We start from the raw sequence: 19732 nt of genomic DNA on the forward strand, positions 1-19732 counted from the left end.
GTGCCGGGGCGACATGTTAGAGCCGAATGAACAGGCAGGCTCTCCCTGCGGGCATGGGAAGACGAATGGCGGCAGGAAGAACGCGAAGCAGTGAAGGCGCGGCCTCGGCGCGGGTCAAGAGCGTCGAGGTCACCGTGCAGATTCTGGACGTGCTTTCGGAAGCCTCGGGCGCGGTCCGTGTCACCGATCTCGCCCGCCAGCTCGATATGACCAAGGCGCGCGTCTCGCGCCATTTGCAGACGCTCACCAATCTCGGGCTGGTCGATCGTGCGCGCGAGGGCGAGGGCTATGTGTTCGGCCGCAAGCTGCTGAAGTTCGGGCGGGCGGCCGTCTACCGCAGCAATATCGTGGAAATCTCGCGGCCCTTCATCACCGATCTCCATAATGCGACCGGGCACACCGCGCTGCTTTCCACGCCGACACGCGGCGGCGCGATGGTCGTACTTTCGGTCAACAGCCAGTTCGAGCCGGGGATCATGATTCATCCCGGCGCGGTCCTGAGCCTGCCGGAATCGCCCGCGGCGCGCCTGATCTATTATTTCGAAAAGAAGAAACCGACCCCGCCGCGCGTGGTGGAAAACCTGAAGCGTTATGCCGTCGATTTCGAGGCGAACGTGCGCGGTAACGGACTCGGCGGCATCGCGGCACCGCTTTTCGAACCGGACGGGCTCATCGCCGCCACGGTCAGTATCATCCTCTCATCGGCGCTTCTGATACCCGATCCTGATCCGGAACTTCTCGAAAGCGTGAAGGCGACCGCGCGCGCGATTCAGGATGAATATGCCGAAGGCGTGGTTTCACCTCTGATGCCGCCGCAGGGCGCATAGCCGCGTTTATTCGAAAGGGATTGTCGCAAGACGATCCATGAAATCCTCGCAAAGCGCGAGCTGATCCAGCAGAACGAACTCGTCGGGCTTGTGGGCCTGGCTGATCGAGCCGGGGCCGCAGATCACCGCCGGTATGGCGCTGGCCTGAAAAAGCCCGGCCTCGGACCCGAAGGTCACATGGCGCGGCGCGGCGTTGCTGCGATTGAGCCGCTGCACATAGCGGGTCAACGGCGCATCCTCGTCGATCGCAAAGCCGGGCACATGACCGATCCGTGCGATCTCGATGGCGGCGTTCGGCGCGATTGTGCGCATACGCGGCAGCAGCGCGTTTTCGGCATAATCCCGGATTTCCGCGATCAGCGTTTCGGCATCGGTCCACGGCAGCGTGCGGATGTCGAAACGGAATGTGCAGGCGGCGGGCACGATGTTGGCGGCATGGCCTCCGCCGATCACGCCGGTCTGCATCGTGGAGTAGGGAACTTCATAGCCATCGTGGCGGCGTTCTTCCTGCGCCAGGCGCTCGGCGATCTCTGCGATCCGGTTCACCAGCCGCGCGGCATATTCCACGGCGTTCACGCCCTGCGGCGCGAGAGAGCTGTGCACTTCCAGCCCCGAGACCGTGCAGGAATAGACGGCACCGGCCTTGTGGCCGACAACCGTGTTCATCCTCGTCGGCTCACCGACGATGCAGCCGCGCGGAGCAAGGCCGCGCGCGGCCAGATCGCTGAGCATGTGGCCGACGCCCTTGCAGCCGATCTCTTCGTCGAAGGAAAAGGCGAGGTGGATGGGCTCCCGCCCCGCTGCCGCCTTCAGCACGGACACCTTGGCAAGCGCGACCGCGATGAAGCCCTTCATGTCGCACGTGCCGCGACCATAAAGCTTCCCGTCGCGTTCCGTGAGTGCGAACGGGTCGGTGGACCATGCCTGCCCGTCGACGGGCACGACATCCGTATGGCCGGAGAGCACGATGCCGCCGTTACCGCTGCCGATCGTGGCGAAGAGGTTCGCCTTGCGCGCGTCCTCGCCGCGCGTCAGCACGCTGTCGATGCCGTGCCCCGCCAGATAGTCCCGCACCCATTCGATCAGATCGATGTTGGAATCGCGGCTCACCGTGGGAAAGCCGACAAGCGTTTTCAGAATGTCGATCGTTGCTGGATCGGGGCGGCGCATGATCTGGCGGGTTCCTTTCAGCGCACCTTGCGCCCGTGCACATGCTTCCACGGCGAGGCGGTCTTGCCAAGGTCGCTCGGCACCTCGATCAGCACCGGCCCGTCGACGGTTTTCGCGCGGGCAAGGGCTTCGCGCAGGCCCTGCGGCCCCTCGGCGCGGATACCCGTTGCGCCGAAGGTTTCGGCAAGGGCCACGAAATCCGGATTGTGAAGATTGGAGGCGATCAGGCGGCCGCCGTACTTGTTCGCCTGTATCCGGCGAACGTTGCCGAAATTCCCGTCGTTGAAGACGATCGCGATCAGCGGGATGCGGTGCAGCACCGCGGTTGCGAGTTCCGGCATCGTATACAGGAAGCCGCCGTCGCCGTTCACCGAGATCACGCGTCGTGCGCCCGCGCCGACCTGCGCGCCGAGCGCGGTGGCGAAGCCGTACCCGAGCGTGCCCTGGTAGCTGGAATTCACATAGGTGCGCGGCGTGTGGATCGGCAGGCCGTAGCGGGAGGCGTAGCCGACCTGCGTCATTTCATCCACGAACACGTCGTCGTCCGCCATCGCCTCGCGGATCACGTCGAGGAACGACATCTGCGGCTGGATGTCCCGTTCGATCTCCTCGCGGAACGCGGCGCGAATCGCGGCGAACGCCGCCGTGCGGGCCGGTTTTTCAACGCCGCGCGCGGCGAGCGCGTCGGCCAGCAGCGCCGTGGCCTCCGCGGCATCGGCGCAGATGCCGACGGTCGGTGGTGTCACGCGGGTCATTTCCGCCTGATCAAGGTCGATGCGGATGACCTTGAGCGCTGAATCGTATCCCCATTCCCGAAGCTGCTGCAGCCGCGTGCCGATGCCGATCACGACGTCGACATCCTTCCAGTGCGGAAGCGCGGCGGCGGCGGGCAGGGCATAGGCATCGTCCGATCGCACGACGCCGCGCCCCATGTGGCGGCTGACGACTGGCGCCTGCAGGATTTCCGCGAGCCGGCGAATCTCCGGTCCGGCGTCCTGCGCGCCGCTGCCGACGACGATCATCGGTCTTTCGGCATCCGCGCACAGTGCCGCCGCTTCCGCGATCATGTCGGGGTCGATGTCGGGGGTCGTGAGCGCGGGCTTTTCCGGCCATGCGATCATCGCGGTCTGCGCGAGGATGTCGGGCGGAACTTCCAGCGCAACCGGGCGTGGACGGCCGGTCAGAAGCTGGCGGAAGGCCTCGTCGAGAAGCGCGGGGATTTCGCTCGCGTGCGCGGCGCGCGCGCTCCATTTCGTCAGGCTGCGGAGCAGGCCGTCCTGGTCGTTGATCTCGTGCAGCGCGCCCTGGCGGCGATCGATGAGCGCGCTGTTCACGGTGCTCGTCAGGCACAGCACGCGCGCGTTGCACGCATAGGCCGTGGAAAGCGCCGCGCCGGCGTTGAGGAGGCCGGGGCCGGGCACAACGGCGCAGACGCCGGGGCGCCCCGTCACCGTCGCATAGCCGAGCGCCATGTAGGCCGCGCCCTGTTCGTGGCGCGTGTGAACGAGCCGGATGTCCCCGCCGTTCCGGTGGAGCGCGTCGAATAGCTCGTCGAGCTGCACGCCCGGCACCCCGAACATGTCGGATACCCCCCAGCGCTGCAGCCCCGCGACGAGAATGTCGCCGCCCGTCATCCGCTTCGCCGTTGCCGTCGATATCGCTTTTGCTTCGTTCCCCACGCTCGCTCGTCCTGCAATATGTTACGTAATACGATACTATGTTGCGAAAAATGAGATAATGTGCAAGTGCCAATCCGACGCACCGTCTGCGTCGTGTCAGTTGAAGAGGGAGTTCGTCATGTTTTCCGACCTTGCCGCGCCCAAGGCCGATCCCATCCTCGGGCTCACGAAACTCTTCGCGGACGATACCTCGCCCGATAAGGTCGATCTCGGAATCGGCGTCTACAAGGATGAAGCCGGCGAGGTTCCCGTGCTCGCCACGGTGAAGGCCGCCGAGCGCTGGCTCGCCGAAACGCAGACGAGCAAGCGCTATCTCTCTTCCGCCGGCAACGATGCCTTCAACAGCGCAACCCGCGCGCTGCTCTTCGGTGCCGGAACCGACGCGTTCACCCGCAGCCGCACCGTACAGGCACCGGGAGGCACCGGCGCGCTTCGCCTCGGCATGGATTTCCTGCGCGTTGCACGGCCGGGCGGACGCGTTTTCGTTCCGACCCCAACATGGACCAACCACGGCCATCTGCTCGCCGCAGCCGGATGCGAGATTGTCCATTACCCCTATTACGATGTCGCCACCGGTAATCTGCGTTTCGATGAGATGATGGAGGCCTTGCGTGGCCTTACCGAAAAGGACGTACTCCTGCTGCACGGGTGCTGCCACAACCCTTCCGGCGCAGACCCCGACGCGGAGGGTTGGAAGGCGATCGCGGAGACTCTGGAACGTTCGGGCGCATTGCCGTTTGTGGATCTCGCCTATCTTGGCTTTGCCGAAGGGCTGGAAGAGGACGCGCACAGTGTCCGCCTGCTCGCGCAGCGGCTGCCGGAGGTCGTCATCGCCTCCAGCTATTCGAAGAACTTCGCGCTTTACCGCGACCGGGTCGGCGCGCTCACGATCGTCGGCACGAACGCCGCCGACAGCGATCGTGCCCACGCGCATCTGATGCCGCTCGCGCGCGCGCTGTGGTCGATGCCGCCCGATCACGGTGCGGCCGTTGTCGCGCATGTTCTGCAAGACAAGGCGCTCGCCGCCGACTGGCGGCGGGAACTGGCGGAGATGCGCACGCGCATCAACACGGTCCGCGCCGCTCTTGTGAAGCATCTCGCGGGTGCTCCGCGCGATTATGCGTTTCTCGGCCACCAGCGCGGCATGTTCGCGCTTCTGGGGCTCAGTCCGGACGCCGTGCGCACGCTACGTGAAGAACACCATGTGCACATGACCGGAACAAGCCGGGCCAATGTCGCGGGGCTCAACATGGCGAATGTCGAACGCGTCGCAACGGCTATCGCTTCGGTGAGCGATCTATAGAAACGATTCCGGGGCGGGAGGGGACGGTATGTTCAGGGTCGATGCAGCGTTCAGTGGCGAACTGCGTGAAAACTGGCGTATTCTATTGATTGCGTTCGCCGTGCTTTTTTTCGGCTTTTCAGCGCCTGCCTATGCGCTGCCGTTCCTCTATCCCGAAGTGATCGCCGAATTCGGATGGACGCGCGAGCAGGCGACACTGCTCGCCTCAGCAAAGTATCTGACCGGCGCGGTGGCTTCGATTCTGGTCGGGCGGTTTCTCGACGTGACCGGCGTATGGATCGCGCTCCTGTTCTCGATCACCATCGGTGGTCTGGCGCTCGTCGGCTTTCTCTTCATCGGTGATCTCACCACATACTACATCGCGGGTGTCCTGCTGGGCATCGCGGGGCCGGGCGCGATGGTTACCGTGTTCGTGATGATGGCGCGGACATTCCGTGAAGCGCAAGGGACGGCAACGGGCATCGCGCTCCTTGGAACCGGGCTCGGCGGTGTCGTCATGCCGCTGGTGACGGCGGCACTGATCGGTTCGGTCGGGTGGCGCATGGGTATGGCGCTGCTTTCGCTGGGGATCTGGCTGATAGCGGTCCCACTGCTTATATGCGGCATGCATTCCGTTCCCGTCGGCCGTGGCGAAGAACGTGAGCGGAATGCATCAGACGAGCCGAAGGCGAATGGCCCCGTCGCGTATATCGGCAGCCTGATGCGCGGCCATACGTTCTGGCTGCTTTCAATCGCCTTCTTTCTTGTCACCATCGTCGATCAGGCACTGGTTCAACACCAGGTGCTCATGTTCAATGACGCCGGTGTCTCACCCGAAATGGCAGCAGTCGGTGTGAGCCTGATCGGGCTGCTCAGCATGGCGGGCCGGATCGCGGCGGGTACGGTGCTCGATCGCTATTCGAACAGGGGCCTCGCGCTTTTTTATCTCCTGCTGACGGTGGTCGCCTTCCTTTGCCTGTTTTTGGCAAATCCCGCCGTCTTTGCGCTCTTCATCGTGCTACGCGCGTTAGCCCACGCCGGTGTAATGATAGACGGTCCTGTCCTCGGCCGGCATTGCTTTGGTGTGCGTCACCTCGGCGTTCTGCTCGGTCTGTTCACTGCCATGGCGAACATCGGCTCGGCGGCGGGGCCGTGGTTGATGGCCCGTTTGTTCGATCAGGCTGGCTCATACGACGATGCGCTGCTGCTGTTTACGCTGCTGCCCGTTATTTCAGCGGTCGCGATATCGGTGTTGAAACCCAAGATCTGGCTTCAACAGCGGGCACGGACCGCCGCTACTGAAGGCCGTATTCGTTGTTGACGCCTACCCACATCGAAACGGGAGGGATCTGTGGATCCACCCATTGATGCACAGTTCTCAAATTAGCCATGCACATTGGGGCGTCGGCGCCGGGTGGAATCTGGAGGAAATGCAGAACCATGGGACCAATCCGAAAACGCGGATGAAGCTTCTCAGGGAAAGAGTGGGAGCGATGCGCGAGATATGGTCCCAGGAACAAGCGGAGTTCCACGGAGATCTGGTCGATTTCGATCCAATTTTCTCGTGGCCAAAACCCGTGCAAAAGCCCGGTGTGCCCATCATCGTTGGTGGAAGCGGACCCACGGTTCTCGATCGTGTTGTGGCCTTCGGTGATGGATGGTTTCCTGGACACCAGCAAGACCTGGATGAACTCAAGGCTCGCATGGATGAGCTTCAGGAAAAAGCAGAAGCGGCGGGCCGCGTGCCTATTCCGGTCACGATCATGGGCGGACTACCAGCCTTCTTCGAACGCTATGTCGAAATGGGCGCCAGCCGCTGCGTATGTGTGTTGCCGGCAGGGCCAACTGACGCGAGCCTGGACGCTCTCAATCGCCTTGCGCCGTGTGTTCGAGAGCTGGGCTTCAATAGCTGATAGGGCCTCCTCATTTCGTGTGCCTTTCAGGAGGAGGGCGGACGTTGTCCGCTCTCCCCCAGCCATTGGTAAGGCTCGTGGATCAAATCCCAGATCGAGCGCCTGCTCCATCCTGCGAGCCCTGATCGGCTTTGTCGTTTCGGATCACGGCGCCTCTAGTCATCACGAAGCGGACGTTCTTCAGCGCCGACACGTCTTTCAAGGGATCACCTTCGACGGCGATGATGTCGGCGGCTTTGCCGGCCGCGATAGATCCGGTTTCCGAGGACAGGTCGAGTTCCGCCGCCGCTGTCGTTGTTGCCGAAGTGAGAATTTCGGTGGGAGTCATGCCGCCGAGGCTTGCCATCAGTTCGGCTTCATGCGCCCCTTCGCCATGCGGATAGACGCCGGAATCGGTTCCGAAAACGATGCGTACACCGGCGCGCCGGGCGGCCTGGAACATACGCCCGACGACGCGGGCGACTTCGGCGTTCTTCTGGTCGACGAGCGGTGAATAGACGCCCGTACCCACGGTGCGGCGCACATGATCGAGGGCTGACAGGGTGGGGGAGAGCGCGCCGCCCTGCTGGCGCAGCAGTTTCGCCTCCGCATCTTGCCCGAACGTGCCGTGTTCGATCGTGTCGACGCCGGCAAGAATTGCGGCCCTCACGCCGTCTGCGCCGCTCGAATGAGCGGCGACGCGCATACCGAGGCCGTGCGCGGTCTTGACGATCGATGTGAGTTCCGTGTCCGTGAAATGTTGGCCTAGCGCATTGCCGGGTGTCATCGATCCGCCGGTCGCCATGATCTTGATCGCCTGCGCGCCGTTCCTGAAGGCGAGGCGCACCTTTGCGGCGCATTCTTCGGCGCCCGTGCACGAAGTTCCGTGGTCGAGCGCATCCATCACCTCCGGATTCATGCGTGCGGGCTCGCCGTGACCGCCGATGATGGAAAGCTTCGCAGCCGCGATGATGCGTGGGCCGGGGTGCAGGCCTGCTGCAACGGCGTCGCGCGCGGCCTGACTGAAGAACTGGTCGGGGCCGAGATCGCGCACCGTCGTGAAGCCGGCACGCGCCAGCGTTTCGGCGTGATGCAGCGTGATCGCCACGGCGTATTCGCGGGTTTCGGTGACCGGGTTCCAGCGGATGTTGGGGTCGAAGGTGAGGTGCACATGCGTGTCGATCAGACCCGGCATTACCGTATAGCCGGAAAGATCGATTGTACGCGCATCCTTTGGCACTGCTATGTCGTCGCCGATCGCTGTGATGCGCCCGTTTTCAACGAGAATGATAGAAGTCCCTCGCGGCGGCAGCGCGGGATCGGTGATGACCCGGGCAGCCTTGATGGCGATGGTTTCCGCTGCCGCCGTCATGCTGCCGAACACGGTGCCCGACACAATACCTGCCAGAAGGCAGGCCTTCGCAACGGCATTCAAAGTCTTCTTCGCTTTCATGTTTGCCCCTTCCCTTTCATCCCTCATCGTCAACCGTTAGCCGCGCGGCCTTGCCACCGCGCCGATCCAGAAACCCCTGGGGGCGAACTGGAGCGATTTCTGCATCATCACATAGCCGGCTTGCGGCGCGCGTATCGCGGCTTTCTCCCGGCCGTAGTGGTCGGTGACGATGCCGATGCACGCGCCTTCCTCGATCCAGTCGCCGGGTTTGAAGGCCTTTTCCACGATCCCGCTTTCGGGGCTCGTGATCCATTCGTACTGGTCGAGATACTGCTGAGCCCGTGGTTCGCGCACATTACCGCCGGTCATGCCGAGCAGTGCTGCGAGTTCCCGAATTCCATTCCGGTGCCATGCGATCGAGTCCGGGTCGGCCATCCCGAAATCCCCGGCTTCGGAAACAAGCGCGATGCGTCTCCGCGCGGCAAGCGCCGTGCAACAGCGGCCCGGCTCGTTCATCGCGGAGGCGTGGAGCGCTACGACAAGGGGCGTATCGAAGCAAGCGGCGGCGGCTTCGGCGCGGGCATCGAATTCAGGATCGCCGGTCGACTGGATGACGACATAGCGCGCCATGCGCTCGTCGAGGTCACCGCCGTGCATGTCGACGAGAACGTCGGCATTGGCAGCCCATTCGTTGATCAGCGCATCGGCGAGGCAGTCGTTGAACGTGCCCTGCGGGTTGCCCGGATACGACCAGTGCAGGTCGCGATCGCCCGAAGGCGGAGAGACGGCCGTATATTTGAAGATGTTGTGCGTGCTCACGATCGGGATGATGGAGAGCGTGCCGCGAAAATGCCGGGGATCGAAATCGCCCGCGATCGCGATTGCAGCAGCGATGCTTGAGGCTTCATTGATGTGGATGCCGGCCATCACGCACAGCCGGGGACCGGCTTCGGCGCCGCTGAGTTCGATGATCGGGCATGTATGACCCTTCAGCGCCGGATTCCCGAACGTGATCTCCCCAATCCTGATCCCGGGTGTGGTTTCGTTTTCCCAACGGGTTTGCATTCGTACTCCTCTTCCGACGCGACGCGGAGAAGGCATAACGAAAAGGGGATATGCGTCAAATTAATCTAACTAACACATATAATTATCATTATTTATTCAATGTGCGGCCTGAGTTCGGTCAGGATATCGAGAAATGCGCGCGCCGCGGGGGAGATCGTTTCCTGTGACGGCGCAGCGAAAGCGACCCTGCGGACGATGCCGGGTGTCACCGGAGCCACGACCAGCGCCGGATCCTGATCCGCAACGGCGGAGTAGGGCATAAGCGTGTATCCGCCGCAGGTTTTCAGAAGCGAAAGCGTCAGCGATGCACTGTGCGCCACCACCGACATCGCGATTCGGGGACGGAAACCGGCGGAGACGAAAGCCGCCTCGATGAGTGGCTCGAGTGCGCCGCGCGGATAGAGGAACGGGGCGTTCTCATATTGCTTGAGATCGCCGCCGGTGCCGAAATTGCTGCTCGCGACGATGCAGAGATTGTCGTCGAAAATGGGAAGTGTCCAAAGGTTGCTGCACGGCAGATTGACCATCCCGAGATCGATGCGCCGTTCCATTACCGCCAGCGCGCAGCTGTCGTCCGCAGCCTCGATCAGATGGACGTCGACGGAAGGATAGCGCCGGGCGAACTCCGCGACCGCCGATGGGAACAGCCAATGCGCCGCGCTTGCAAAACAACCGAGACGGAGCGTTCCCGATTCGAGTGCGGCCTGGCCTTTCACCGCGTATTCCAGCCGTTCCATGTGGATAAGGGCGAGCCGGGCCTCCTTGACGGCGAGCAGGCCCGCGGCGTTCGGGGTCGTCCGGTCGCGTTGCCGTTCGAACAGCGGCTGCTGAAGCATCTCCTCGATCTGCCGGATGGCATGGCTGATCGCAGGCTGCGTGACGTGCAGGCGCTCCGAAGCGAGCGTGAAGCTGCCGGTGTCGGCGAGGGTGACGAGTGCCTTGAGCTGGGCGACAGTGAGATTAGTTGTCTTCATTCAGAATATCTATGATATTAATTTGACATATAGCAAGCCTTCTCTAGCCTTTCCTCATTCTTGGAACGTCGCGCTCTGGGGGAGACTGCACATTCTTAACCTCGACGATATCGAAGCGGCCGCGCGCATCATCTATGCGCACATGCCGGCGACGCCGCAGCATCGCTGGCCGCTGCTCGGCGAGGCACTCGGCTGCGAGGTCTGGGTGAAGCACGAGAATCATAGTCCTATCGGCTGCTTCAAGCTGCGCGGCGGACTCTCCTATCTCTCGTATCTCGCCGAAGCCGGGCTTGCGCCGAACGGTGTCATCGCGCCGACGCGCGGCAACCACGGACAGAGTATCGCCTACGCATCGCGGCTGTTCGGGCTGCCCGCGTACATCGTCGTGCCGCACGGCAACGGGCCGGAGAAGAATGCGGCGATGCGCGCGCACGGCGCCATACTGATCGAACACGGCGACGATTATCAGCAGGCACGCGAGTTCGCGATCGGTCTTGAACAGAGCAAGGGCCTGCACATGGTCCGCTCGTTCACGCCGCAGCTTCTGCGCGGCGTTGCGACCTATCCGCTCGAATTGCTGCGGAGTGTTGAAGATCTCGATGCCATTTACGTGCCGATCGGCATGGGGTCCGGAATCTGCGCGACGCTGCTCGCACGCGATTTGCTTGGCGTCCACACGCAGGTGATCGGTGTCGTTGCCGATGGTGCACCAAGCTATGCGCTCTCGTTCGAGGCCGGCCACGTCGTGACCACTGATACGGCGGAGACCGTTGCCGATGGACTCGCCTGCCGGTCGCCCGATCCAGGTGCGACGAAGCTGATTTGCGAGCGTGCGGAGCGGATCGTGCGTGTGACGGACGAGGAGATTCTTGCCGCCGCTGCGCTGATGCTGCGCGCGACGCACAATCTCGTCGAGGGGGCGGGCGCTGCAGCACTCGCGGCGCTCACAAAAGAGCGTGAGGTGATGCGAGGCAAAAAGGTGGCCGTGATCGCCAGCGGCGGCAACCTCGACACGTCGTTGCTGCCCAGACTTCTGCCGTTCCTGGTTGTCGGAGGTGAATAAAATCACCTCATAGAATGTATCTAGAGTATTAATTTGACATATATTTATCGGCCCATCAGCATGAAGAAAAAGGGGCTTTCACGGAATGTCGCGTACTCTCGCCATACCTGTGCGAAGTGAGCTCGCCGCCCGCCCGGCCACGGCGTGGTTCGTGGTGGCGTTTCTGGTGCTGGCCTATGTCCTTTCCTACGTCGACCGGACGATCATTCTGCTGCTGGTGGGGCCGATCCGCGCCGATCTCGGCATAAGCGACACGCAGTTCAGTCTGCTGCAGGGTTTTGCCTTTGCCGTTCTCTATACGCTCGCGGGCATTCCAATCGCGGCACTTGCCGACCGGTTCGATCGGGCGCGGATCATAGCCACAGGCATTGGGTTCTGGGGCATCATGACCGTCCTCTGCGGATATGCGGGCACGTTCTGGCAGCTTTTCGCGGCGCGCGTCGGCGTCGGCATCGGCGAGGCGGCGTTGTCGCCGCCCGCCTATTCGCTCATCACCGACCTCGCGCCGCGCCGTCAGCTCGGCCGTGCGCTCGCAGCCTATAATGTCGCGGTCTACGTGGGGATCGGCTGCACGTTTGTCGTCGGCGGATGGCTCGTCGACACACTCGTCGCTGCCGGTGGCGTATCGTGGCCGTGGCTGGCGGGCTTCGCGCCATGGCAGCAGGTGATGATCCTTGTCGGCCTGCCGGGCATCCCGATGGCGATCATCGCCTTTGCGATGCTTCCCGAGCCGCGCCGGGCCACGGCGCGTTCGGCGGAGCGTGCGCGCTCGCAGCCGCTTCTTCCCTTCATGGTCGAGAACCGGAAGTTCCTGCTTGCGCTGTTCGCCGGGTTCGCGTTCGTCTCGCTGCTGTTCAACGGCTATCTCGCCTGGCTTGCCGAATATTTCCTGCGCGCGCACGGCTGGTCCAAATCGCAGACAGGTTTCTGGATCGGCGTCGTCATGCTTGTCTGCGGGCCGCTCGGCCTCGCCGCGAGTGGCTGGGCGACGGATACGCTGCTGAAGACGCGTCCGCTGTCGGCGCCCGTCCATGTCGGTTTCTGGGGCGCGGTTGCGCTGCTGCCGTGGCCAATGTGGGCGACCGTCGTTGCGGATCCCTGGCTCGGTCTCTGCGGCATCGCCTTCATCATCCTCTTTTCGTGCTTCTGCTTCGGACCTGCCGTCGTCGCCATTCAACTCGCGTCGCCGCCGGGGCTGCGCGCGCGCGTATCCGCTGTCTACCTGTTCGCAATGAACCTCGCGGGCATCGGGGCAGGCGGAACCTTGATCGCAGCGGTTTCCGATCATGTGCTGCGCGACGAGGCACGCATCGGCGATGCGATGGCGCTTGTCGGTTCGGCGGCTGTCCTGCTCGGCGTTTTATTTCTGTGGGCTGCGCGAAGGCTTATCGTTCATCAGGAAGCGCGCGGCGAACCACCGCCCACACGCTGAAGCCACCATTTTCAAGCAAATCAACGAAAACATCGGGGGAACTATGTCTAAAATCCATCTATTGAACAGCATCTGTCTTCGATCCCTGCTCGTCGCGGCAAGCATGGTGAGCGCGCCTGCGCTGGCACAAGAGCTTGTCGAAAGCGCGCCTGCGGAGACCGCTCCCGTCGAAAACGATCTCATCGTCGTCACGGGATCGCGCATCCACCGGCCCAACCTCACCTCGAACGTCCCCGTCTCGTCGATGCAGGTGGAAGAGGTGACCGCCACAGGCGATCTTTCCGTCGGCGACGCGCTGACGGAGTTGCCGACCATCCGCCCGACGATGACGAATGCCAGTTCGGGCCGGAACCTGACGACGGCGGGCCTCAGCCTCCTCGATCTGCGTGGTCTCGGCACGACGCGCACGCTCGTGCTCGTCAACGGCCGCCGCCACATCACGTCGCAGGCCGGCACGTTCGGGGTCGACATCAATACCATTCCCACCGATCTCATCGATCGTATCGACATCGTCACCGGCGGCAATTCGGCGATCTACGGTTCCGATGCCGTCGCGGGCGTCGTGAACTTCGTGCTGAAGCGCGATTTCGAAGGCATTCGTCTGCGCGGTCAGACTGGTCTTTCGGACGAGAACGATCGCGGCTCCTATTCTCTCAATCTCACGGCCGGCAAGAACTTTGCCGACAATCGCGGCAACATCGCCGTCAATCTCGAATATTCGAAGCAGAACACATTGTACTTCACGGACCGGGACAATCAGACCGGCGCCTTCTCGGGTCGCAGCCTTTTCAACAACACGGAAATCACCGGCCCCAATCTCAATCCGTCCGCCGGGCCGATCCGGACCGGTGCGGAAGCGGCGATCGGCAACGGGATTCCCGACACCACCTTCCTCACGGGTGTTCGCAACAACAATATTTCCGAAGGCGGTCTTTATACCGCTGCCTGCCCAACGGCGGCGGCCACAGGAGAATCCGAAGCCGCCTTTCTCGCGCGGCGTGCTGCGGCTTGCTCGGGCGTGCCCAATCCGGCGAGTTCCAATGCGCTGGCGCAGCTTGGCCGCACCTACGTCTTCATGCCGGACGGCACGCTCGTCGCCAATCCGTGTGTTCAGGATCTCCGCCAGTACAGCGCGACGACCTGCATCGGTGGCTATGGTTCCACACTGCGCCGCACCGGCTTGCTGCAACCGGGGGTCGAGCGCAAGATGGGCAATCTTGTCGCGAGCTTCGAAGTGTCGCCGGCGTTCCGGCCGTTCATCGAAGCCAAATATGTCAGCGTGAATGCGCTTCGAAATGGCCAGCCGTCGTTTTTCAACAACAGTTTCAGCATCGACAATCCGTTCCTGACGGACCAGGCGCGCGCTGCGATCAGCAGCACGCTCGCACCGGGGCAGACGACATTCTCGGCGCTGCGCTTCAACGTCGATTTCGGCAGCATCGGCGCCAATATCGAACGCAACACCTATCGGATCGTCGCGGGCTTTGACGGGACGTTCAATGACGACTGGCAATATGAGGTCGCATTCAACTACGGCCGTCTCGATACGAACTTGAAGACCAGTGGCAACGTTCTGATGGCGCAGTATGCGCGCTCGATAAATGCTGTTCGAAACGGTACGGGCACCATCGTTTGCGGTGTCAATGCCGATGCAGACACGACGAACGACGATCCCGCTTGCGTCCCCGTGAACCTGTTCGGCGACGGCCAGGTCAGCCAGGCTGCGCTCGACTATTTCGGCCATACATCGAGGCGCAAGGAAAAGGCCGAGCAGTATAACGCGACCGCCTTCATTTCCGGTGATACGTCGCAGTGGTTCGAATTGCCGGGCGGTCCGGTGGGCTTCGCGATCGGCGCGGAGTATCGCCGCGAAACGGCATTCTCAACCTCCGACCCGATCACGCAGCAAGCAGGCGCGACCTTCTTTAGCCTCGGGCCGACGTTTGATCCGCCTGCCTATGTCGTGAAAGAAGCGTTCGGCGAAATTCGAATCCCGCTGCTCGCGAACATGCCGTTCGTCCACGAATTGTCGATCGAGGCATCCGGCCGCGTGTCGGACTACAACCTTGGGTCGACGGGCACGGTATTCGCTTACAATGTCGGTGGCACCTGGGCGCCGCGATCGGATATTCGCTTCCGTGCCGGTTATTCGCAATCAGTGCGCGCGCCGACGCTCGGAGACCTGTTCACGACCGCAAGCCCCGTGCAGGCACCGCTCGGGCTTGCCGATCCGTGCGGACAACAGAACATCAACAACAATCCGAACCGTGTCCGAAACTGTGCCGCGGCAAGCGTGCCGACGACGCAGACGTTCGCCGTCAACGGCGTCACCACGACGGAGCCGTTCACGAACCGGCCGGTCTCATCGATCAACGGCGCGACGAGCGGCAATCCCGATCTTCAGGAAGAGCGCAGCCGCAGCCTCACGCTTGGGCTGGTCGCGCAGCCGGAATTCGTTCCGGGGCTTTCGGTCACGGTCGATTATTATGATGTGAAGATCGACAATGCCATTGCCGTGCTCGGCGTGCAGACCATTCTCGATCTGTGCTATGATGATCCGACCGGGATCGACAACCAGTATTGTGCTCTGATCAATCGCAACCCCAACGGCACCTTCCTCGGACAAGCGAACGTCAACCACGCGGGTTCGACGGTGACGCTCGCGACGACCGGCAATTCGTTCGTCCAGCAGCCCTTCAACTTCGCCAAGACGGAAACGTCGGGCATCGATTTCGACGTTTCGTACCGCACCTCGATTTCGCCCTCGGTGGATCTCAGTCTCCGTGCCGTGGCGAGCTATGTGCTCAAGCGGAACAATTTCACCAACATCAACGATCCGACATTCTCGAATCGGCAGAAGAGCGAACTCGGCGACCCGACATGGCGCGGCCGCCTGTCGATGACGCTCGATTTCGGGCGCTGGGATTTCGGTTACCAGCTCCAGTATATCGGCCGTCAGACAATCGCGACGGAATACGAGACGCAGCTGTCGCATCAGGGTCGGGCGCCCACGAACCCGGATGCCTTCCCGGTGATCTGGTTCCCCGAAGTGTTCTACCACAGCTTCCGTCTGGGCTTCGACGTGGACGAGCGGTTCAACCTCTATGCGGGCGTCGACAACGCCTTCGATCGCCTGCCGCCCTACAACATGGTCACGGGTGATCAGGTGACGCCCACGGGAAGCTCGCCGTACGACAACATCGGCCGCTACTTCTACATTGGTGCAACTGCGAAATTCTAAGTCGCCAATATCATCGCCGTCCTTGGCCGCCGTTGCAGGATTTGCAGCGGCGGTCCTTTTTCGTCCGCCGCCACCCCGAACGGTCTGCCGCGTTTCTCGCCCGGAAGGTCGGAGAGAGGCTTATCCGCGCGCGCGAAGACGCCTAGCTGGCCGGGTATCAATCGGGGGTTGTGTATGGGTCCGGAAGAGTTTGCGAACCAGATCAATGCCATGGTGCAGGCCGGAACGCTCCTCACCAGACGCGCCGACGTGATACTGGAGGCAGCGGCGCGGGCGCACGTCACCGATCCCGAAGCGTTCAATACCGCCGCGAAGGCGATTTCCGAAGGGCAGCTGTCGGAAGACCACCTGCGCGTGCTTGCCGAGCGGGCGCCCGCCTTCGTCGATATGTTGCGCACGGGGCTGCGCCCCCTTCTCGGCCCGGTAACCGAGGCGCGGCTCGTCGGCCTCGCGCGGCATGGGCACATCACCACGTCCGTGCTCGACCGGGCGCTCTGCAACGTGTTGCGGGCGAAAGCGGCGTAGGCGCGGCCTGCTCTCGTCCAACGTTGCTGTTCCGTGCTGACAGGGGGCTGCGGCATCGGTATCAATCAGCGCCATGCCATCCGCGGCTCTCTTGACGATTGCGCTGATGCTCGCGCCGACTGTGGCGACGGGCGAGCCCCCGGTCATTCCCGAAGCCGTGCTCGATGGTGACCCGGAGACGCTGGAACCCGCGCAGCCTGCCGGGCCCGCCGTTGAAACCGAGCCGGACCCCAGCCTCCTTGCGCTGCAGCCTGCAACGACGCGGCTTTTTCATGCGCTGAAAAGCGGGGCGGCGGACGAGGAATTGGAAAAGCTCGTTTCGGCGACGGTGATCGAGCTTGATGTGAACTGTCCGCGCGTTCGCGAGTATCAGGTGTTCCGTTCCTCCGCGCGCGCGCGCACGCTGAAGGTGAAATGCACGGAGCGGCCGCTCTATGCGATCACGGTGGGCGCGTCGGGCGAGGGTTTCGTTTCGGGCGGCGACGGCACGATCGATCAGATGCGCCTCGCGGACGGCCCCATCAAGGCGGTGATGGGGCTTCGCGTCGAGGAATATCTGGCGCACGAACAGGCCGGCGCGCGCAAGGCGCAAAGCCCGGGGGATGAGGACGAGGCGCTGCCGGATGAGGCGGTCGCGACGCCGCGCGAGGTGGAAACGCACGAGGGCCGTCAGTGGCTGGCTGGCCTCGCGATGGGTGTCGGTCTTGCGGCAGGTGGTGCCGTGCTCTGGCTGGTGGTGCGTGAGCGGCGGCGGCAGCGCCGCACCTATTCGCGCTGGCGCGGCCTCGACACCGCCGCGAAGGACCAGCTCGTCGAGGAGTCCGAGGAAGTCTATCCCAACCTCTACCGGCATCCGGAGGGCGTGTTCATCGCGCGCGGGCGGCGGGGCAAGCGCCGGCTGTTTTCCTCGCTCGTGCTCGCCTATCTGTACGCGAGCCGGAGCATCAAGCTGTTCGAGATTCGCTGAGCGTGACGGTGCGGGTGGATGCGCGCGGAATGCGTTGCCCGCTCCCCGTGCTGCGGCTGGCGCGTGCGCTCCGCGAGCATCCGGAGACGGCCGAGTTCGAGCTTGTCGCCGATGATCCCGCCGCGGCGCGCGATGTGCCGGCATTCGCGGGTGAGCAGGGCGTTGTGGCCGAGGAAACGGGACCGCTCCGCTGGCGCATCAGGCGGGCTACACCCTAGACACTGTCACCTTCGCCATTTGCGCCGTCCCCTGATTCATGCAGCATGACGCAAAACGGGGAGGATCGGGATGATGCGCCTTTGGATCGTGGTGGCGCTTGCGGCAGCGCACCCTGCGGCGGCGGAAGCGCCGAGCGCGGCGACGAAGGCCGCGAACAGCGCGGCAGCGGCGGCCCTGCCCTTTGGCGACACCGAGGACTTCGATTTTGCGCGGCGCGGCCTTCTCGCCCGGCCGGACGCTGATGTGCTTGGGGCGGATGGCCGCGTGATCCGGTCGTTCGCCGACGATGCGAAGGTCGCCGGCGCGGCGCCCGATACGGTGAACCCCAGCCTGTGGCGGAACGCGCAGCTGGTGAGCGAATCCGGCCTGTTCGAAGTGGTGCCCGGCATCTGGCAGGTGCGCGGTTTCGACCTTTCGAACATGACGCTGATCCGCGGCAAGACCGGCCTCATCGTCGTCGACCCGCTGACGACCGTGGAGACGGCGCGCGCTGCGATGGCGCTTGCCCGGAAGCACATCGGCGACCTGCCGGTTTCGGCGGTGATCTACACGCACAGCCACATCGACCACTTCGGCGGTGTGCGCGGCATTGTGGACGAGGCGGAGATGAAGGCGGGGAAGGTGCGGATTTACGCGCCGGACGGGTTCATGGCGCACGCGACCTCGGAGAACGTGATCGCCGGGCCGGCGATGAGCCGGCGGGCCATCTTCATGTTCGGGAACATGCTGGAGCGCGGGCCGGAGGGGATCATTTCGGCGGGGATCGGGCCGGTGGTGGCAGGGGGGACGTACAGCCTGATCGCGCCGACCGATACGGTGCGGGCGGGGGCGGAGACGACGCAGGTGGATGGGTTGAGGTTCGAGTTCCAGCTGACGCCCGGCACCGAGGCGCCCGCCGAGATGAACTTCTATTTGCCGGACTTCCGCGCGCTCTGCCTTGCCGAGAACGCGAACGGCGCGATGCACAACGTGCTGACTCCGCGCGGCGCGCTCATCCGCGACGCGAAGGTGTGGGCGGACTATCTGACGGAGGCGCTCACGCGCTTCGGGCCGAAAAGCGACGTTGTGTTCACCTCGCACTTCTGGCCGCGCTGGGGCGGCGAGACGCTGCGCCGCTATATGGCGCTGCACCGCGACGCCTATAAATACCTGCACGACCAGAGCGTGCGCATGATGAACGCAGGGCTGAACGGCAACGAGATCGCCGAGGCGATCCAGCTTCCGCCCGAGCTTGGGCAGGCCTGGTTCAACCGGCCCAACTACGGATCGCTGAAGTTCAACGCCCGCGCCGTCTACCAGCGCTACATGGGCCACTACGACGGCAACCCCGCGCACCTCGATCCGCTGCCCGACGTGGAGCGCGGCAAGCGTATCGTCGCGGCGATGGGCGGCGCCAAAAAAATGCTCGCCGAGGCCGCGAAAGCGCGCAAGGCGGGGGACGAGCGCTGGGCGGCGGAGCTCCTCTCCCACCTCGTGATGGCAGAGCCCGAAAATGCCCGCGCGCGCGAAATGCTCGCCGCCAGCTTCGAGCAGATGGCATGGGCCACCGAAACCGCGCCGTGGCGCAACATCTACCTTTCCGGCGCGCGCGAGCTGCGCGGACTCCCCACGAGCGGCGGCGGCGCGAACACGTCCGAAATCGCGATGTCGACGCCGCTTGCCGACCTCCTCGACCTGATGGCGGTGCGCCTGTCGCCCGAAAAGGCGGCCGGTGCCGACCTTTCGATCGGCATCGTGCTTGCCGACAGCGGCGAGCGTCGCCTCGTGAGCGTGCGGAACCGCGTGCTCGTGCATCAGCCGTGGATGGAAGGCGCTGCCCCCGCGGTGACGCTCACCAGCCCGCGCCGCGTGTTCCTCGGCCTCGTCGGCGGGCAGGTGAAAGCGGCGGATGCCGTGCAGAAAGGCCTCCTGCGCATCGACGGCGATGCCGCACAGCTGCAGCGCTTCACCGGCCTTTTCGAGCCGCCGCCGGCCACGTTCGGCCTCGCGCTTCCATAACCATC

16 protein-coding genes are annotated in these 19732 nt (G+C 63.8%); 11 read left to right on the forward strand and 5 right to left on the reverse strand.

Annotated elements, in window-relative coordinates; translation table 11 throughout:
• Nucleotides 1-65 precede the first annotated feature (65 nt).
• The gene (locus tag ACFQ00_RS15595) at nucleotides 66-827 is read left to right on the forward strand and encodes an IclR family transcriptional regulator (protein WP_381492816.1); all 762 of its coding nucleotides are present in this window, start codon (nucleotides 66-68) and stop codon (nucleotides 825-827) included.
• Nucleotides 828-833: 6 nt separating this feature from the next.
• Here ACFQ00_RS15595 and argE read toward each other — a convergent pair whose 3' ends face one another.
• Together argE and ACFQ00_RS15605 are read right to left on the reverse strand one after the other, a co-directional pair.
• Nucleotides 834-1997, reverse strand: a complete 1164-nt coding sequence (gene argE, locus ACFQ00_RS15600; protein WP_381492819.1) for an acetylornithine deacetylase — start codon at nucleotides 1995-1997, stop codon at nucleotides 834-836.
• 17 nt (nucleotides 1998-2014) lie between these two features.
• Nucleotides 2015-3676: a thiamine pyrophosphate-dependent enzyme gene (locus tag ACFQ00_RS15605; protein ID WP_381492822.1), complete on the reverse strand. Its 1662-nt coding sequence runs from the start codon at nucleotides 3674-3676 to the stop codon at nucleotides 2015-2017.
• Between the two features lie 118 nt (nucleotides 3677-3794).
• Here ACFQ00_RS15605 and ACFQ00_RS15610 point away from each other — a divergent pair, with 118 nt between their 5' ends.
• The 3 genes from ACFQ00_RS15610 to ACFQ00_RS15620 are packed head-to-tail and all read left to right on the forward strand — an operon-like array spanning nucleotide 3795 to nucleotide 6871.
• The gene (locus ACFQ00_RS15610; RefSeq protein WP_381492825.1) at nucleotides 3795-4979 is read left to right on the forward strand and encodes an amino acid aminotransferase; all 1185 of its coding nucleotides are present in this window, start codon (nucleotides 3795-3797) and stop codon (nucleotides 4977-4979) included.
• 28 nt (nucleotides 4980-5007) lie between these two features.
• Complete coding sequence (locus ACFQ00_RS15615) at nucleotides 5008-6279, forward strand: MFS transporter (protein WP_381492828.1); 1272 nt, start codon at nucleotides 5008-5010, stop codon at nucleotides 6277-6279.
• A 46-nt stretch (nucleotides 6280-6325) separates the two neighbouring features.
• Nucleotides 6326-6871, forward strand: a complete 546-nt coding sequence (locus ACFQ00_RS15620; RefSeq protein ID WP_381493412.1) for an LLM class flavin-dependent oxidoreductase — start codon at nucleotides 6326-6328, stop codon at nucleotides 6869-6871.
• An 82-nt stretch (nucleotides 6872-6953) separates the two neighbouring features.
• Here ACFQ00_RS15620 and ACFQ00_RS15625 read toward each other — a convergent pair whose 3' ends face one another.
• From ACFQ00_RS15625 to ACFQ00_RS15635, 3 genes are all read right to left on the reverse strand, one after another.
• A complete protein-coding gene (locus tag ACFQ00_RS15625) occupies nucleotides 6954-8303 on the reverse strand; it encodes a metal-dependent hydrolase family protein (protein ID WP_381492831.1) in 1350 nt (449 codons plus the stop codon).
• Nucleotides 8304-8339: 36 nt separating this feature from the next.
• Entirely contained in the window at nucleotides 8340-9308 is a 969-nt protein-coding gene (locus ACFQ00_RS15630) for a succinylglutamate desuccinylase/aspartoacylase family protein (protein ID WP_381492833.1), read from the reverse strand.
• Nucleotides 9309-9400: 92 nt separating this feature from the next.
• Nucleotides 9401-10282 (reverse strand): LysR family transcriptional regulator, encoded by an 882-nt coding sequence (locus ACFQ00_RS15635; RefSeq protein ID WP_381492835.1) that lies wholly within the window; start codon nucleotides 10280-10282, stop codon nucleotides 9401-9403.
• A gap of 22 nt (nucleotides 10283-10304) precedes the next feature.
• On the opposite strand from ACFQ00_RS15635, the gene ACFQ00_RS15640 reads away from it, so the two are divergent.
• From ACFQ00_RS15640 to ACFQ00_RS15670, 7 genes are all read left to right on the forward strand, one after another.
• A complete protein-coding gene (locus ACFQ00_RS15640) occupies nucleotides 10305-11345 on the forward strand; it encodes a threonine dehydratase (protein WP_381492838.1) in 1041 nt (346 codons plus the stop codon).
• 85 nt (nucleotides 11346-11430) lie between these two features.
• On the forward strand, nucleotides 11431-12777 hold the full coding sequence (locus tag ACFQ00_RS15645) for a spinster family MFS transporter (RefSeq protein ID WP_381492841.1): 1347 nt from the start codon (nucleotides 11431-11433) through the stop codon (nucleotides 12775-12777).
• A gap of 61 nt (nucleotides 12778-12838) precedes the next feature.
• Nucleotides 12839-16018, forward strand: coding sequence for a TonB-dependent receptor domain-containing protein (locus tag ACFQ00_RS15650; RefSeq protein ID WP_381492844.1), 3180 nt, complete (start codon nucleotides 12839-12841; stop codon nucleotides 16016-16018).
• Nucleotides 16019-16192: 174 nt separating this feature from the next.
• Nucleotides 16193-16543, forward strand: coding sequence for a hypothetical protein (locus ACFQ00_RS15655; RefSeq protein ID WP_381492847.1), 351 nt, complete (start codon nucleotides 16193-16195; stop codon nucleotides 16541-16543).
• A gap of 106 nt (nucleotides 16544-16649) precedes the next feature.
• Entirely contained in the window at nucleotides 16650-17510 is an 861-nt protein-coding gene (locus ACFQ00_RS15660; protein WP_381492850.1) for a hypothetical protein, read from the forward strand.
• Between the two features lie 14 nt (nucleotides 17511-17524).
• Nucleotides 17525-17728 (forward strand): sulfurtransferase TusA family protein, encoded by a 204-nt coding sequence (locus tag ACFQ00_RS15665; protein ID WP_381493415.1) that lies wholly within the window; start codon nucleotides 17525-17527, stop codon nucleotides 17726-17728.
• A 70-nt stretch (nucleotides 17729-17798) separates the two neighbouring features.
• Nucleotides 17799-19727 carry an alkyl/aryl-sulfatase gene (locus tag ACFQ00_RS15670; RefSeq protein ID WP_381492853.1) on the forward strand — a complete coding sequence of 643 codons (1929 nt, stop codon included), beginning with the start codon at nucleotides 17799-17801 and terminating at the stop codon, nucleotides 19725-19727.
• The last annotated feature ends 5 nt before the right edge of the window (nucleotides 19728-19732 follow it).

This window comes from Sphingosinicella xenopeptidilytica, assembly GCF_042676985.1.
GTDB lineage: Bacteria > Pseudomonadota > Alphaproteobacteria > Sphingomonadales > Sphingomonadaceae > Sphingosinicella > Sphingosinicella xenopeptidilytica.

What these genes read in the sequence shown, in the direction of transcription:
- ACFQ00_RS15620 (WP_381493412.1), top strand. Translation starts at nt 6,326, where the DNA reads ATGCACAGTTCTCAAATTAGCCATGCACATTGGGGCGTCGGCGCCGGG.
- ACFQ00_RS15670 (WP_381492853.1), top strand. Translation starts at nt 17,799, where the DNA reads ATGATGCGCCTTTGGATCGTGGTGGCGCTTGCGGCAGCGCACCCTGCG.
- ACFQ00_RS15610 (WP_381492825.1), top strand. Translation starts at nt 3,795, where the DNA reads ATGTTTTCCGACCTTGCCGCGCCCAAGGCCGATCCCATCCTCGGGCTC.
- ACFQ00_RS15630 (WP_381492833.1), bottom strand. Translation starts at nt 9,308, where the DNA reads ATGCAAACCCGTTGGGAAAACGAAACCACACCCGGGATCAGGATTGGG.
- ACFQ00_RS15655 (WP_381492847.1), top strand. Translation starts at nt 16,193, where the DNA reads ATGGGTCCGGAAGAGTTTGCGAACCAGATCAATGCCATGGTGCAGGCC.
- ACFQ00_RS15615 (WP_381492828.1), top strand. Translation starts at nt 5,008, where the DNA reads ATGTTCAGGGTCGATGCAGCGTTCAGTGGCGAACTGCGTGAAAACTGG.
- ACFQ00_RS15660 (WP_381492850.1), top strand. Translation starts at nt 16,650, where the DNA reads ATGCTCGCGCCGACTGTGGCGACGGGCGAGCCCCCGGTCATTCCCGAA.
- ACFQ00_RS15635 (WP_381492835.1), bottom strand. Translation starts at nt 10,282, where the DNA reads ATGAAGACAACTAATCTCACTGTCGCCCAGCTCAAGGCACTCGTCACC.
- ACFQ00_RS15595 (WP_381492816.1), top strand. Translation starts at nt 66, where the DNA reads ATGGCGGCAGGAAGAACGCGAAGCAGTGAAGGCGCGGCCTCGGCGCGG.
- argE (WP_381492819.1), bottom strand. Translation starts at nt 1,997, where the DNA reads ATGCGCCGCCCCGATCCAGCAACGATCGACATTCTGAAAACGCTTGTC.
- ACFQ00_RS15625 (WP_381492831.1), bottom strand. Translation starts at nt 8,303, where the DNA reads ATGAAAGCGAAGAAGACTTTGAATGCCGTTGCGAAGGCCTGCCTTCTG.
- ACFQ00_RS15645 (WP_381492841.1), top strand. Translation starts at nt 11,431, where the DNA reads ATGTCGCGTACTCTCGCCATACCTGTGCGAAGTGAGCTCGCCGCCCGC.